The organism is Microbacterium sp. UCD-TDU (assembly GCF_000340625.1).
In the GTDB taxonomy this organism is placed as follows: Bacteria; Actinomycetota; Actinomycetes; order Actinomycetales; family Microbacteriaceae; genus Microbacterium; species Microbacterium maritypicum.
The window spans coordinates 99054-114122 of the sequence record NZ_KB454447.1; the positions used below are offsets into that span (position 1 = coordinate 99054).

Annotated in this window: 16 protein-coding genes; all 16 read left to right on the forward strand. The window is 68.0% G+C overall.

The window, feature by feature from the left end; genetic code table 11:
• Nucleotides 1-21 precede the first annotated feature (21 nt).
• The 16 genes from murF to D514_RS39000 all read left to right on the forward strand — a co-directional run bounded on the left by murF (nucleotide 22) and on the right by D514_RS39000 (nucleotide 15030).
• Nucleotides 22-1434 carry a UDP-N-acetylmuramoyl-tripeptide--D-alanyl-D-alanine ligase gene (gene murF / locus D514_RS30820; protein WP_017830224.1) on the forward strand — a complete coding sequence of 471 codons (1413 nt, stop codon included), beginning with the start codon at nucleotides 22-24 and terminating at the stop codon, nucleotides 1432-1434.
• Nucleotides 1431-2537: a phospho-N-acetylmuramoyl-pentapeptide-transferase gene (gene mraY, locus D514_RS30825; protein ID WP_017830225.1), complete on the forward strand. Its 1107-nt coding sequence runs from the start codon at nucleotides 1431-1433 to the stop codon at nucleotides 2535-2537. Before murF ends, mraY begins: the two co-directional genes overlap by 4 nt.
• A complete protein-coding gene (murD, locus tag D514_RS30830) occupies nucleotides 2527-4062 on the forward strand; it encodes a UDP-N-acetylmuramoyl-L-alanine--D-glutamate ligase (protein ID WP_017830226.1) in 1536 nt (511 codons plus the stop codon). The genes mraY and murD overlap by 11 nt, the downstream gene beginning before the upstream one ends.
• Nucleotides 4031-5236 (forward strand): putative lipid II flippase FtsW, encoded by a 1206-nt coding sequence (gene ftsW, locus D514_RS30835; protein ID WP_031205998.1) that lies wholly within the window; start codon nucleotides 4031-4033, stop codon nucleotides 5234-5236. The genes murD and ftsW overlap by 32 nt, the downstream gene beginning before the upstream one ends.
• Nucleotides 5233-6309 (forward strand): glycosyltransferase, encoded by a 1077-nt coding sequence (locus tag D514_RS30840; protein WP_017830228.1) that lies wholly within the window; start codon nucleotides 5233-5235, stop codon nucleotides 6307-6309. The genes ftsW and D514_RS30840 overlap by 4 nt, the downstream gene beginning before the upstream one ends.
• 40 nt (nucleotides 6310-6349) lie before the next feature.
• Nucleotides 6350-7750 (forward strand): UDP-N-acetylmuramate--L-alanine ligase, encoded by a 1401-nt coding sequence (gene murC, locus D514_RS30845; RefSeq protein ID WP_017830229.1) that lies wholly within the window; start codon nucleotides 6350-6352, stop codon nucleotides 7748-7750.
• Between the two features lie 3 nt (nucleotides 7751-7753).
• A complete protein-coding gene (locus D514_RS30850; RefSeq protein ID WP_081603914.1) occupies nucleotides 7754-8686 on the forward strand; it encodes an FtsQ-type POTRA domain-containing protein in 933 nt (310 codons plus the stop codon).
• A 165-nt stretch (nucleotides 8687-8851) separates the two neighbouring features.
• A complete protein-coding gene (gene ftsZ, locus D514_RS30855) occupies nucleotides 8852-9994 on the forward strand; it encodes a cell division protein FtsZ (protein ID WP_017830231.1) in 1143 nt (380 codons plus the stop codon).
• Nucleotides 9991-10698 carry a YggS family pyridoxal phosphate-dependent enzyme gene (locus tag D514_RS30860; protein ID WP_017830232.1) on the forward strand — a complete coding sequence of 236 codons (708 nt, stop codon included), beginning with the start codon at nucleotides 9991-9993 and terminating at the stop codon, nucleotides 10696-10698. The genes ftsZ and D514_RS30860 overlap by 4 nt, the downstream gene beginning before the upstream one ends.
• Before the next feature lie 43 nt (nucleotides 10699-10741).
• On the forward strand, nucleotides 10742-11215 hold the full coding sequence (locus tag D514_RS30865) for a cell division protein SepF (RefSeq protein WP_017830233.1): 474 nt from the start codon (nucleotides 10742-10744) through the stop codon (nucleotides 11213-11215).
• A gap of 3 nt (nucleotides 11216-11218) precedes the next feature.
• A complete protein-coding gene (locus tag D514_RS30870) occupies nucleotides 11219-11518 on the forward strand; it encodes a YggT family protein (RefSeq protein WP_017830234.1) in 300 nt (99 codons plus the stop codon).
• Nucleotides 11519-11699: 181 nt separating this feature from the next.
• The gene (locus D514_RS30875) at nucleotides 11700-12293 is read left to right on the forward strand and encodes a DivIVA domain-containing protein (RefSeq protein ID WP_017830235.1); all 594 of its coding nucleotides are present in this window, start codon (nucleotides 11700-11702) and stop codon (nucleotides 12291-12293) included.
• Between the two features lie 9 nt (nucleotides 12294-12302).
• Nucleotides 12303-12983: a signal peptidase II gene (gene lspA / locus D514_RS0119510; RefSeq protein ID WP_081603915.1), complete on the forward strand. Its 681-nt coding sequence runs from the start codon at nucleotides 12303-12305 to the stop codon at nucleotides 12981-12983.
• Between the two features lie 2 nt (nucleotides 12984-12985).
• Nucleotides 12986-13906 (forward strand): RluA family pseudouridine synthase, encoded by a 921-nt coding sequence (locus tag D514_RS30880; protein ID WP_031206001.1) that lies wholly within the window; start codon nucleotides 12986-12988, stop codon nucleotides 13904-13906.
• A gap of 48 nt (nucleotides 13907-13954) precedes the next feature.
• Nucleotides 13955-14554: a GNAT family N-acetyltransferase gene (locus D514_RS30885; protein ID WP_017830238.1), complete on the forward strand. Its 600-nt coding sequence runs from the start codon at nucleotides 13955-13957 to the stop codon at nucleotides 14552-14554.
• Between the two features lie 278 nt (nucleotides 14555-14832).
• Nucleotides 14833-15030: a hypothetical protein gene (locus D514_RS39000; RefSeq protein WP_186004861.1), complete on the forward strand. Its 198-nt coding sequence runs from the start codon at nucleotides 14833-14835 to the stop codon at nucleotides 15028-15030.
• Nucleotides 15031-15069: the final 39 nt, after the last annotated feature.

Sequence of the window (15069 nt, forward strand, 5' to 3'; positions counted from 1 at the left end):
AGAGCCGCGCATGGAGATGACATGATCGCCCTGACGCTCGCTGAGATCACCGCCGCTGTCGGCGGTGATCTGCGCGTGGCCGGAGAAGACACGACCGAGACCGTGGTCGACGGACTCGTCGACACCGATTCACGCACCATGGGTCCCGGCTCGATCTTCGTGGCCAAGCCCGGAGCCGAGACCGACGGCCACCGCTTCGTCGGTGCCGCCGCTGACGCCGGCGCCGTACTGGCGATCGTCGAGCACCCCGTCGACGTCGCCGTCAGCCAGATCGTCGTACCGGATGCGGTCGCAGCCCTCGGCGCACTCGCGAAGGAGGTCGTCGCGCGCGTCCGAGCCGGCGGAGATCTTCGGATCGTCGGCATCACCGGATCGAACGGCAAGACCACCACCAAGAACTTCCTCGCGCGCATCCTCGAAGCCGAGGGTGAGACCGTCGCCCCCGTGAAGTCGTTCAACAACGAGGTCGGCGCTCCCGTCACCATGCTCCGGGTCACCGAGAGCACCCGCTTCCTCGTGAGCGAGTTCGGAGCCGCGGCACCGGGGAGCATCGCTCACCTCGCAGGCCTCGTCGAGCCCGATGTCGCCGTCGTGCTGATGGTAGGTATGGCGCATGCCGGTGGATTCGGCGGGATCGAGGCGACGGCCAAGGCGAAGGCCGAACTGGTCGCCGCCGCCCGCGTGCCCGGAACCGCAGTGCTCAACATCGACGACGCCAGGGTCGCCGCCATGCGCGACCTCGCGGACTCCCGCGGGCTGCGCACGGTCGGCTTCGGCCAGGGGCCCGCAGCCGACGTGCGCGCGCACGACATCGAGGTGTCTGCCTCAGGGACCGCATGCGTCGTCGAGGTCGACGGCGAACGACTGCCCCTGCGGCTTCGCGTGCTCGGTGCGCATCACGTCTCCAACGCCCTGGCCGCGATCGCCGCCGCGCACGTGCTCGGTGTTGCCCCCGCCGACGCGGTCGCCCGCCTCGAGACGGTCGAGATCGCCGAGCGGTGGCGCATGCAGCCCCTGGGCAGCGACCGGGTGCGGATCATCAACGACGCCTACAACGCCAGCCCCGACTCCATGGCGGCCGCCCTGCGCACACTCGCGCAGATCACCGGCCCCGACGAGCGCACGGTCGCGGTGCTCGGTGCCATGAGCGAGCTCGGCGAGAGCGCAGGGGAGGAGCACGACCGCATCGGGCTGCTCGCGGTGCGCCTCAACATCCGCCGTATCGTGGTCGTCGGACCCGAGGCGCGGCGGCTGTACCTCGCCGCGGTCGGTGAGGGTTCCTGGGACAGCGAGGCCGTGCACCTGCCCGACCAGGACGCGGCGTTCGAATACCTCCGCACCGAGCTCCGCGACGGCGACCGCGTGCTCGTGAAGTCATCCAACTCCGTGGGCCTCCGGCATCTCGGCGATCGTCTGGGAGAATTGTTCTCGTGAGGTCTCTCATCATGTCGGCGGCGATCTCGCTCGCCTTCACCCTGTTCTTGACTCCCGTCTTCCTCCGGCTCTTCCGGAAGTGGGGCTGGGGGCAGGTCATCCGCACCCCTGAGTCCGTCCACAACCCGAGCCATGAGGCCAAGCGCGGCACCCCCACTATGGGCGGTGTCATCTTCATCGTCGGTTCGATGGTCGGCTACTTCACCGGCGTGCTGGTGAGCGGGGAAGTCCCCGCCCTCTCCGCGCTGCTGGTGATCTGGCTGATGGTCGGATTCGGTGCCGTCGGATTCATCGACGACTACATGAAGGTGCGCAGCCAGCGCAGCCTCGGACTCTCGGGCTGGCGCAAAGTGATCGGCCAGCTGCTGGTCATCATCCCCTTCGGCATCGTCGCGCTGAACTTCCCCAACAAGTGGGGTCAGACACCGGCGAGCTCTGCCATCTCGCTGTTCCGTGACATCACCTGGCTCAATCTCTTCGCGTTCGGCGTGGTGCTCGGCTGGATCCTCTACCTCGTGTGGATCTCGATCATCGGCGTCGCGACCTCGAACAGCGTGAACCTGACGGACGGTCTCGACGGGCTCGCCGCCGGCGCCGGCGTCATCGTCGTCGGCGCCTATAGCGTCATCGCCTTCTGGCAGTTCAAGCAGCCGTGCATCGGCGGCGATCCCGACGCCCTCGGCGGGTGCTACGAAGTGCGCGACCCGTTCAACCTGGCGATCATCGCCGCCTCGTTCGCCGCGAGCCTCATCGGATTCCTCTGGTGGAACGCGCCCAAGGCGAAGGTCTTCATGGGCGACGTCGGCTCGATGGCGATCGGCGGCGTCATCACCGCGATGGCGATCCTGACCCGCACCGAGCTCCTCCTGCTCGTGATCGCCGGCGTCTTCGTCCTGTCCTCCGGGTCGGTGATCCTCCAGCGCACGTACTTCAAGCTCACGCGTGGCAAGCGTCTCTTCCTGATGAGTCCGTTCCATCACCACCTCGAGATGCGCGGGTGGTCCGAGGTCACGATCGTGGTGCGGATGTGGATCATCGCCGGGCTGCTCGCCGTCTCGGCCGTCGGACTCTTCTATGTGGAATGGCTGACCCGTGTCGACTGATCGTCTCGCAGGGCTGACGAGCTGGAACGCCGACTGGCGCGGTCTGCGCGTCGCCGTGCTCGGTCTCTCGATGACGGGCTTCTCGGTGGCGGACACGTTGGCCGAGCTCGGCGCCGACGTGCTCGTGCTGAGCGAGTCCGCCGAAGAGGAGTACGAGCGTCTGCTTCCGGTCATCGGCGCGCGGCTCGAGCTGGGTCCGCTCGCTGAGGTTCCCGGCGTCCTCGTCGACTTCGCCCCAGAGGTGATCATCGCCTCGCCGGGGTTCTCGCCCGCTCATCCGCTCATCCGCTGGGCGCAGGAATCCGGCATCGCGATCTGGGGCGACGTCGAACTCGCCTGGCGCGTGCGGGACAAGGTCGTCCGGCCCGACGGCACGCCGGCGGACTGGGTGCTCATCACCGGCACCAACGGCAAGACGACGACGACTCAGCTGACAGCCACGCTGCTCGTCGCGGGTGGACTGCGAGCGGCTCCGTGCGGCAACATCGGCGTTCCGGTGCTCGACGCCGTCCGCGACCCTGCCGGCTTCGACGTGCTCGTGGTCGAGCTCTCCAGCCACCAGCTCTGGTATCTGGGGCAGTCGAGTCCCGAGGGAGAGCTGTTCCCCTACGCATCGGTGTGCCTCAACCTCGCAGACGACCACCTCGTCTGGCACGGGAGCGCAGAGGCGTACCGCGACGCGAAGGCTGTGGTGTACCACAACACCAGGATCGCGTGCGTCTACAACAAGGCCGACGAGGCCACTCGGCGGATGGTCGAGGAGGCGGAGGTCGTCGAAGGCGCTCGGGCGATCGGCTTCGATCTGGGCATCCCCGGACCGAGCGACCTCGGCGTGGTGGAGGGACTGCTCGTCGACAGAGCGTTCCTGGACGATCGCTCGCGCAGCGCCCTCGAGCTGACGACCGTCGCCGATCTCGACGCCGCGGGCCTCGCCGCCCCCCACGTCGTGCAGAACATCCTCGCCGCGAGCGCGCTGGCACGTTCGCTCGGCGTCGAGCCGGAGGCCATCCACACCGCCCTGCAGTCTTTCCAGCTCGATGCGCACCGCATCCAGGTGGTCGCCCGGCATCGTGGCATCACCTGGATCGATGACTCCAAGGCGACGAATCCGCACGCCGCGGCGTCTTCGCTGCGCGCGTACCCCGGAGCGGTGTGGGTGCTCGGCGGGGATCTGAAGGGCGTAGACATCTCCGACCTCGTCTCCGAGGTCGGCTCGACGGCACGTGCTGCCGTCGTTATCGGGGTCGAGCGCTCCGCCGTGGTCACGGCATTCCGGCGACACGCGCCCGGGGTGCCGGTGTTCGAGGTGGATGCTGGCGAGACTGGACAGGTCATGAACCGTGTCGTGGAGATCGCCGCGGGAATCGTCGACGACGAGGGAACAGTCCTGCTGGCCCCGGCGGCGGCATCCTTCGATCAGTTCTCCGGCTACGCGGAACGAGGCCATCGCTTCGCCGAGGCGGTGCGGGACTGGATCGACCGGGGGAGCGCCGATGACACAGGTATCTCGCCCTCCGCGCTCTGAGTCGGGCGGACTCGCAGCCCGGGTGTCGCTCGGGCGCCGGTTCACCCCGGTGTCCACCGAGTTCCTGCTCATCGCATCGACCGCACTCCTGCTCACGCTCTTCGGTCTCGTCATGGTGCTCTCGGCGACGAGTGCGACCGCCGTCTCCAAGGGTGTCAACCCCATGGACGGCGTGCTGCGCCAGGGAGTGTTCGCGCTCCTCGGCATCCCGCTGATGTTCCTGATCAGTCGCCTGCCCGTCGACTTCCTCAAGAGGATGGCATGGCCGGCGCTGTTCGGTGCCGTGGCGCTGCAGATGCTGGTGTTCACGCCCCTGGGCATCGAAGACGGCGGAAACCGGAACTGGGTGAAGATCGCGGGCTTCACGCTGCAGCCCTCCGAGTTCCTCAAGCTCGCCCTGGCCCTGTGGATCGCGGCCGTCCTCCTGCGCAAACGCACGATGCTCGGCACCTGGCATCACGTGTTCATCCCCGTGATCCCGGTCGGTGCGCTCGCGATCGGCACGGTGCTCGCCGGCAAGGACCTCGGTACCGCCATGGTGCTGGTGCTCATCCTGCTCGGGTGCCTCTTCTTCTCCGGGGTCAAGCTCCGACTGTTCATCATTCCGCTGATCCTCGGCATCATCGCCGTGCTCGCCTACGCGCTGTCGAGCGAAGACCGCATGCGGCGCATCACGGCGACCTGCGACAACATGGCGCTCTACTACACGGACTGCTACCAGTCGATCCATGGGATCTGGGGGATGGCCACCGGCGGCATCTTCGGTCTCGGACTCGGCAACTCGCAGGAGAAGTACGGGTGGCTTCCCGCTGCGGGCAACGACTTCATCTTCGCCATCGTCGGTGAAGAGCTGGGCCTCATCGGCTGCATCGTCGTGCTCGCCCTGTTCACGTTCTTCACGATCGGCGCGTTCCACATCATCCGCAAGACCCCGGACCCGTTCATCCGGGTGGCGGCCGGCGGCATCACCGTGTGGATCGTCGGCCAGGCCGTCATGAACGTCGGTGTCGTCATCGGCGTCTTCCCGGTGATGGGCGTCCCGCTCCCGTTCATGTCCCAGGGCGGCACGGCCCTGCTGGCGGTGCTGATCGCCTGCGGTGTGCTGCTCGCGTTCGCACGCACGATCCCCGTGACCGAGAAGCAGTCAGCCGAGCGGGGTAGGGTCACCAGGTGACTTCGTATCTCCTCGCCGGCGGTGGCACCGCCGGTCATGTCAATCCCCTGCTCGCGGTCGCGGATGGTCTTCGCGCGCGCGATGCCGACGCGTCCGTCCTCGTGCTCGGCACGGCCGAGGGGCTGGAGTCCCGTCTCGTCCCCGCCCGCGGCTACGAGCTACTGATCGTCGACAAGGTCCCGTTCCCCCGGCGCCCCAACCGCCAGGCCCTGTCCTTCCCCGGGCGCTTCCGCCGGGCCATCGCCCAGGTGCGCGCCCACATCCGTCGGCACGGCATCGACGTGGTGGTCGGGTTCGGCGGGTACGCCTCGGCCCCGGCGTACGTCGCCGCCCGTCGTGAGGGTGTGCCCTTCGTGGTGCACGAGGCCAATGCCAAGCCGGGGCTGGCGAACGTGCTCGGTGCCCGCCGCGCGGCCGCAGTGGGCGTCGCCTTCGAAGGAACCCCGTTGCGCGGCGGTGAGGTCGTCGGCATGCCGCTGCGCCAGGAAGTCATCGCCCTCGACCGTGCGGCTTCCCGCGCGGAGGCCGCGGAGTACTTCGGCCTCGACGTCGAGCGACCCGTGCTCCTCGTCTTCGGGGGATCGCTGGGCGCCCAGCGTCTCAACGAGGCGCTCGAGGACTCGTGGCGCGACATCCTGGACACCGGGTGGCAGCTGCTGCACGTCACGGGAGAGCGCAGCGACCTCCCCGACCCCGGCGTCACCGGCTACGCCCTGCGCCGTTACGTCGACCGCATGGATCTCGCCTTCGCGCTGGCCGATCTGATCGTCTCCCGTTCCGGGGCGGCGACCGTGAGCGAGATCAGCGCCCTGGGCATCCCCGCACTCTACGTCCCCTATTCCGTGGGCAACGGCGAGCAGCGTCTGAACGCCGCCTCCGCTGTCGCGGCCGGGGCGGCTGAGCTCCTCGACGACGCCACGTTCGACGGTGACGCGGTTCGGCGCATCGTGGTCCCGCTGCTCGGAGATTCGGCGCGGATCGCGCGGATGGCGGCGGCCGCGGAGTCGGCCGGCACCCGCACGGGCACCGAGAACGTCATCACTCTCATCGATCGCGCACTCGTCGCCGCCTGACGCGGTCGGTGAGACCGAAGAAAAGTAGACTGAAGCGGACATGATCAGACCCGACCTCTCCCTCCCCATTCCCGACACGATCACCTCCGCGCACTTCATCGGCATCGGCGGTTCCGGCATGAGCGGTCTCGCGAAGATGTTCCTCGACGCCGGCATCCGGGTCTCCGGCAGCGACCGTGCCGACAGCGACAACCTGCGGGCACTGGCTGCCGCGGGAGCGACTGTTCACGTCGGTCACGATGCCGCCCATCTCGGCGACGCCGACACGGTCGTGCACACCGGCGCGATCTGGCCCGAGAATCCCGAGTTCGTGACGGCGAAAGCCCGCGGACTCCACGTGATCCATCGTTCGCAGGCACTGCACTGGCTGATCGGCTCCCGTCGCCTCGTCTCGGTCGCAGGCGCGCACGGAAAGACGACGTCGACGGGCATGATCGTCACCGCGCTGCGTGAGCTCGGCGCCGACCCGCACTTCGTCAACGGCGGTGTGATCGAGCAGCTCGGTACGTCGAGCGCGACGGGTTCCGGCGACCTCTTCGTCATCGAGGCCGACGAATCCGATGGCACGTTCCTGCTGTACGACACCGCGGTCGCGCTGATCACCAACGTCGACCCCGACCACCTGGACCACTACGGCTCGGACGAGGCGTTCCACCAGGCGTTCGTGCATTTCGCTGACGCCGCCACCGAGGCTGTCGTGATCTCCAGCGACGACGCCGGGGCGCTGCGGGTCGGCGCCGGACTCTCGCATCCGAACATCCTCACCTTCGGTCAGGCCGAGGGCGCGAATGTGCGGGTCACCGACATCGTCGCCGCAGGTCCCGTCGCTGCGACGCTGACGCATGGCGAGGGGCAGGCGCGCATGCAGCTCGCCGTTCCCGGTGTGCACAACGCCATCAACGCGGCGGGAGCCGTCACGGTTCTCCGCGCGCTCGGCCACCCGCTCGCCGACGCCGTCCGCGCGGTCGAGGGGTTCGCGGGCACCGTGCGTCGCCTGGAGCAGCACGGCGTCGAGCGCGGCGTCACGGTATACGACGACTACTCGCACCACCCCACCGAGGTCCGCGCGGCTCTCGAGGCGATGCGCAGCATCGCCGGGGAGGGGCGGATCATCGCGATCCAGCAGCCCCACACGTACTCCCGTACGCAGCACATGTACCAGGAGTTCGCTGACGTGCTCGAGGAGTTCGCCGATCACACGGTGATGCTCGACGTGTACGGAGCCAGGGAAGACCCTGTGCCCGGAGTCACCGGTGAGCTGGTGAGCGGAGCCTTCCGCGACCCGGCGCGCGTGCACTACGTCGCGGACTGGCAGCAGGCGGCCGACTACACGGCGACGGTCGCACGAGACGGCGACTTCGTCGTCACGCTCGGCTGCGGAAACGTCTACCAGATCATCCCGCAGGTCCTGGATTCGCTGCGTCGGACCGACGAGGCGTAGCCGATGCGTCGGCCCGCACCGCTTCCGAGAACCCCGGGGCGCCCGGGGGAGGAGGCCGCCGCGCCGGTGGCGCCGTCTCGCCGGCGACGTCGCGACGCCGGAGCGGAGGAAGAGCTCGCCCCGACCGACGCGGTGACTCCCGACGACAGCGCGGACGACGACGCGAGCGATGACGCGCAGCCGACGTCGACGCGAGACGTCTGGCGTGCGGCGCGTGCGCGACGCAAGGCCCTTCGCGCCGAGATCCGGCGCTTCACCCAGCGATCCCGACGGCGCAGGATCATCTGGTTGAGCAGCATCGGCGCCGCGCTCCTGCTCGTCGGGGGCAGCGTCGCGGCGGCCTACAGCCCGCTCTTCGCCGTGCAGAAGATCACCGTCGACGGTGCCACGAGCCTCGACCCCGCAGCGATCGAGGCCGCCCTCGGCGACCAGCTCGGAACCCCCCTCGCGCTCGTCGATTCGAGCAAGGTGAAAGCGGCGCTGCTCGCGTTCCCCCTCATCGAGACGTATGCCCTCGAGGCGCGTCCGCCGCACGACCTCACGGTGCGCATCGTGGAACGCACCCCGGTGGGCGTCATCCGTTCGGAGGCCGGCTACACGCTGGTGGACGCCGCCGGCGTCGCCCTCTCCACCACCTCGGATCAGCCGGCGGGGCAGCCGGTGATCGACGTGGCGGGTGGTGTCGATTCCGCGGCGTTCCGCAGTGCCGGTCTCGTCGTGCGCTCTCTGCCATCCGACGTGCGCGCCGCCTTGACCGGCATCAGGGCGACGACGGCCGATGACGTGACCCTGACCCTCAGCAGTGGGCTGACGGTCGTCTGGGGGAGCGCCGAGAAGTCCGCGCTGAAGGCCATCGTCCTCTCGAAGACCATGGCTGCGAAACCGGATGCCGCCTCGATCGATGTCACTTCTCCCGAGGTCGCGGTCGCGGGCTGATCGCTTTCGCGGGGCAATGGCGCGACACGCCCGTGTCTTCGCGCGCGCGCGGCCGGGCGGCGCTTACCTTCGATCAAAGAGAACGCAATACCGGGAAATACTTTACACCTCTAGTTGAGGTTTAAGGTTCACCCACTTCCAGGCTCGAATAATCGGAGGCCGGCCATGAGCCAGAACCAGAACTACCTCGCCGTGATCAAGGTCGTCGGCGTCGGCGGTGGCGGCGTCAACGCCGTCAACCGCATGATCGATCTCGGCCTCCGCGGAGTCGAGTTCATCGCCGTGAACACCGACGCCCAGGCGCTGCTGATGAGCGACGCCGACGTCAAGCTCGACGTGGGGCGAGAACTCACCCGCGGCCTCGGTGCCGGCGCCGACCCCGAGGTGGGTCGTCGTGCGGCCGAGGACCACGCCGAGGAGATCGAGCAGGCGCTGACCGGCGCCGACATGGTCTTCGTCACAGCCGGCGAGGGCGGTGGCACCGGAACCGGTGGCGCGCCCGTCGTGGCTCGCATCGCGAAGTCCATCGGCGCCCTCACTATCGGTGTCGTGACCAAGCCGTTCTCGTTCGAGGGTCGTCGTCGCCAGAGCCAGGCCGAGGCCGGTGTGTCCAAGCTCAAGGAAGAGGTCGACACCCTCATCGTGGTGCCGAACGACCGTCTCCTCGAGATCAGCGACCGCGGCATCTCGATGATCGAGGCCTTCGCCACGGCTGACCAGGTCCTCCTTGCGGGTGTGCAGGGAATCACCGACCTCATCACGACCCCGGGTCTCATCAACCTCGACTTCGCCGACGTGAAGTCGGTCATGCAGGGCGCGGGATCCGCGCTCATGGGCATCGGATCGGCGCGCGGTGCCGACCGGGCGATCAAGGCCGCCGAACTGGCTGTGGAGTCTCCGCTCCTGGAAGCGAGCATCGAGGGTGCGCACGGCGTGCTCCTCTCGATCCAGGGTGGCTCGAACCTCGGCATCTTCGAGATCCACGATGCGGCCGACCTCGTCAAGGAAGCCGCTCACCCGGAGGCGAACATCATCTTCGGTACCGTCATCGACGACACGCTCGGCGACGAGGTGCGGGTGACGGTCATCGCGGCAGGTTTCGACGGCGGTGAGCCCTCTCTGCGTCTGGATCCGATGGTCGTGTCTCGGCCTGCCGCGACGACGCTTCCCGAGGTCGCGCTCACCGAAGAGACCGAGAGCAAGACCGAGACGGTCAAGCCCGAGCCCGTGCAGCAGCGCGTGCCGGCGACCAGCATCGAGCCGGCCTTCGCGGATGACGACATCGACATCCCCGAATTCCTGAAGTGACCCCGCCGGTCGACGCCTCGGAGTCGTCCCTCCTGGCGGCGCGGCTGTCGGCGATCGACGAGAAGATCGCCGTGGCCGCGCACGCCGCGGGGCGCAGCGCCGAGGAGATCACCCGCATCGTGGTGACGAAGTTCCACCCGGCATCCCTGGTGCGCGACCTCTATGAGCTCGGTGTGCGCGACGTCGGCGAGAACCGTCAGCAGGAGCTGTCGGCCAAGCAGGACGAACTCGCGGCTCTCGATCTGCGCTGGCATTTCATCGGGCAGGGGCAGACGAACAAGGCTGCCGCGATCCGCAGGAGTGCGGGCGTCGTGCATTCGGTCGATCGCGATCGATTCGCCGATGCCCTCCACCGGGCGGCGGACGGCGACGATCGGCTCGACGTGCTCGTGCAGATCAACCTCACGGACGATCCCGGTCGCGGGGGAGCCGCGCCCGCTCAGGCGGTCGCACTCGCCGAGCACGTCTTGGCGCTGCCGTCGTTGCGTCTGCGCGGCGTCATGGCCGTGGCGCCCCTCGACGAGGAGCCCGCATCGGCCTTCGCCCGCCTGCGCGACGTCGCCGACGGCGTCCGCGCAGTGGACCCTTCCGCCTCCTGGATCTCTGCCGGGATGACCGGAGACTTCGTCGAGGCGATCGCCGCCGGCGCGACACACCTGCGGATCGGCTCCGCAATCACCGGCCCCCGACCAGACCGGGGTTAACCTGTGAAAAGACCAGCCCGACACGTTCGAACCGGAGGACACGATGGGTAACCCGCTGAAGAAGACCATGGTGTATCTCGGCCTCGCCGATGAAGAAGAGGTCTACGAGGAGGAGACGCAGGCTCCCGCCCGCGCCCACCGCGAACGTGACCGTGACCGCGAGGAGCCGGCACCGGCCCCCGTCACGCCGCTTCGTCGCCCCGTCGCCGTCCGCCAGCCGTCTGCAGGAGCCGTGAACGAGATTCTCACCGTCCACCCGAAGCAGTACCGCGACGCCCAGCTGATCGCGGAGAGCTTCCGCGAGGGCGTCCCGGTCATCATCAACCTCTCCCAGATGAGCGACGCCGACGCGCGTCGCCTCATCGATTTCGCGAGCGGGCTCTCTCTCGGTCTCTACGGCCGTATCGAGCGCGTGACCTCGAAGGTGTTCCTGCTGTCGCCGGAGAACATCGCCGTCTCGGGTCACGGGGGCATCGCACACGCAGACGCCGAGTCTGCGGGCTTCGACCAGTCGTAGCCCGTGCAGCTGGTCTCCGTTCTCGCGAGCATCGTCCATCTGGTGCTCCTCCTGTACGTCTTCGTGCTTTTCGCGCGCCTGATCCTGGACTACATCCCGATGTTCAATCGGGAGTGGCGTCCCAAGGGTTTCGGATTGGTGGCTGCCGAGGCGGTCTACACGCTCACCGATCCGCCCATCCGGTTCTTCCGGCGGATCATCCCGCCGCTGCGGATCGGTTCGCTCTCCCTTGATTTCGGGTTCACGCTCACCCTTCTGATCGTTCTGATTCTGATGAACGTCGTCGGGCTGTTCATCCGCTGAAATCCAGGCGTGTCTCCCGATCGGACCTCGACCACTTCGCCCACTCTGGGTGTCGTGACATCGCGGCGCCAATGCGCGGGGGCTATGCTGGCACCCAGGTGCGCGCCCCGGGTTCGCGCCACATCACGACCACGCCATACATCGATACTGGCAATCGAACTCATCGAAAGAGGAGCCACCCATGGCACTTACCCCGGATGACGTCGTCACCAAGCAGTTCCAGCACGTCCGCTTCAAGGACGGCTTCGACCCGGACGAGGTCGACGACTTCCTCGACGAGATCGTCATCGAGTGGCGCAAGGCCCTCGAAGAGAACGTCGAGCTGAAGGCCAAGCTGGCCGCATACGAGTCCGGTGCTGCTCCTGAAGCCGCCGCTCCCGCTGCCGCCGAGGCTCCGGCCGCCGCCCCTGTCGCCGAGGTTCCTGCGGAGCCCGCTCCGACCGGCTCCGCCACCGCGACCGCCGGCATCATCGAACTCGCACAGCGTCTGCACGACGAGCACGTCGCCGAGGGTGAGGCGAAGCGCAACGCGCTCATCGCCGAGGCCGAGACCGAGGTCGCCCGCATCCGCACCGAGGCCGAGGCCAAGCAGCGCGAGGAGTCGGCCCGACTCGAGCGCGAGCGCAACACGCTCGAGGCTCGTATCACCGAGCTCCGCAACTTCGAGCGCGACTATCGCTCGCAGCTGCGCGGCTACATCGAGGGTCAGCTCCGCGAGCTCGACGAGAAGTCGACCTCCACGGACTCGACGCCCGTTTCCGCGATCGGTCTGTAAGGCGCCCTCTTGTCAGGACGCCGTCCCCTTCGTCGGTCGGCGGCCGGTGCGGTCGTTGCGATTCTCGCAGCGCTCGTACTGGCCGCCGATCAGTTTGTGAAGCACCTCACGATCGAGAACCTTCCGTATCAGGAGCCGGTTCCGGTCTTGGGGGAGTTCCTTCAGCTGTACTACGTCCGCAATCCCGGAGCGGCGTTCTCCCTCGGCTCCGAGGTCACCTGGATCTTCACGATCGCCCTCGCCGTCGTGGCTTGCGTGATCGTCTGGAAGGCGTTCGGACTCAAGTCGCGGCTGTGGGCGGTCGTCCTCGGTTGCCTTCTGGGCGGGGTGCTCGGCAATCTGAGCGACCGTCTCCTCCGTGAGCCCGGTTTCCCGGTGGGGCATGTCGTCGACATGATCTCGATGCCGTGGATGATGCCGGCGATCTTCAACGTCGCGGACATCTTCATCGTCACGGGCATGATCTCCGTGGCATTGCTGGTCGTGTTCGGCCTCCGCTTCGACGGCACGCGGGAGCGCGATCACGAGATCGTCGAGACCGAGGCAGAAGCCGAGGCGGCGGCTGCGGCCGCTGTCGTGGGAACGGAAACCGACGACGAGATGGTCGACGCAGGCGATTCCGCGCCGCTGCGTGCGTCCGATGACGATGCGCCCTCGGAGGGTGCGACTCCCGCACCCGAAGGGCGCTGACCGTGGAGTCGCGGTCGCTTCCCGTCCCCGACGGTTTGGATGGTGCGCGGGTCGACGCGGCGCTGGCGAAGCTGATGGGCTTCTCCCGCACCTTCGCCGCCGACGTCGCCGCTGCCGGCGGAGTGAGACTCGACGGCGTGACGCTCGACAAGTCGGACCGTCTGCGCGGCGGCGGCTGGCTCGACATCGAGTGGCAGCCGAAGGAGGCGCCGAGGATCGTTCCCATCGCGGTGCCCGAACTGGGCATCGTCTACGACGATGACGACATCATCGTGGTCGACAAGCCGACTGGCGTCGCCGCGCATCCGTCAGTCGGATGGGAGGGCCCCACGGTCGTCGGCGCTCTGGCCGCCGCAGGCTTCCGCGTCGCGACCAGCGGTGCCCAGGAACGTCAGGGTGTCGTGCACCGACTCGATGTCGGCACCAGTGGTCTGATGGTCGTGGCGAAGTCCGAGCACGCGTACACCGTCTTGAAGCAGGCTTTCAAAGACCGCACCGTCGAGAAGATCTACCACGCGGTCGTCCAGGGGCATCCCGATCCGCTCGCGGGGACGATCGATGCACCCATCGGACGTCACCCGAATCACTCCTGGAAGTTCGCAGTGGTCCCCGAAGGCAAGCCCTCGGTCACGCACTACGAGACGCTGGAGGCTTTTCCCGGCGCTTCGCTGCTCGAGATCCACCTCGAGACAGGACGCACCCACCAGATCCGCGTGCACATGGCGGCGCACCGTCACCCCTGCGTCGGCGACCCGCTCTACGGAGCCGACCCGACGATGTCGGCGCGGTTGGGGCTCACCCGCCAATGGCTGCACGCGCACCAGCTCGCCTTCGCCCACCCGACGACGGGGGACTGGGTGCAGTTCGAATCCCCGTACCCCGAGGACTTCCGTCACGCATTGGATGTGCTTCGAGGCGAGTAGACAGTGCTGCGCCGACACGATGTCCGTGATGTGCGCAACACTGGGCGCATGACCATCGAGGTTCGACCGGCGACGGTGTTCGACGACGTAGCCACGCTCGTCGGGCCGAAGAACCCGTCATCGAATGTCTGCTTCTGCCTCAGCTATCGCATCGGCAGCAAGGAGAACGTGGCGCTGAAGGGGAGTGCTCGCGCCGACCGCGTGCGCGAGCTGTGCCATCAGGACCCTCCGCCCGGTGTGGTCGCGTATCTCGACGACGAACCGGTCGGGTGGGCCGCCGTGCATCCCCGACGGGAGACGAGCTTCGCTCGAAATCGGCTGATCCCGCACATCGATGACCTCGATGTGTGGTCGCTGTGGTGCTTCCGCGTGCGCCCGGGCTACCGCAAGCAGGGCATCTCCCACGCATTGATCGACGGCGCCGTCGCGTACGCGAGGGAGCGCGGTGCGTCCGCCATCGAGGGGTATCCGGTCGACAACGGTGGGGAGAAGGTGAACCCGACCATGGCCTACGTCGGTACGCGCGCGCTTTTCGAGAGCGCAGGCTTCGTGAAGGCGGCGGATACGGGGTCGGTCCTCGATGGGTTCCCCCGGGTATTGATGCGGCTCGATCTGGGCGCATCGACGACGTCGTCGAAGAAGGCGTGAACCGCTCGACGGCCCACGGCCAATACATAGCGTGACCACAGACAGCGAGATCATCCAGCGATCTCTCCAGCAGCCGGCGGCGTTCGCCGAGCTCTTCGACAGACATGCGCGCGCGGTCAATGCGTTCGCGACGTATCGGATAGGTCGGCATGCGGCCGAGGACGTCTTGAGCGAGACGTTCCTCGTCGCGTTCCGCAGACGCGCGGACTTCGACACGGACGTCGAGTCGGCGTTCGGCGTTCTTCCTCGCGATCGCCCTGATCCCGGGATTCCAGGTGGTGGCAGAGGAGGGTTCGACGGCAACGTCGGAGTACGTCGTCCCCGGCCACCGGACGACGACGATGGTGATCGACACCGATCAGGGGCTCATCGACTCGATCGCGGAGGACTACGGAAGCGGCGGGCCCGCAGGTGACACTGTCGACTCCATCACGGCGGTGCACACGTCCGTCGTGGACTCCGCGCCCCGGGGGTAGCGACCCGGCAGGGAGCCCTGACACCGACCTCCGGTGTCG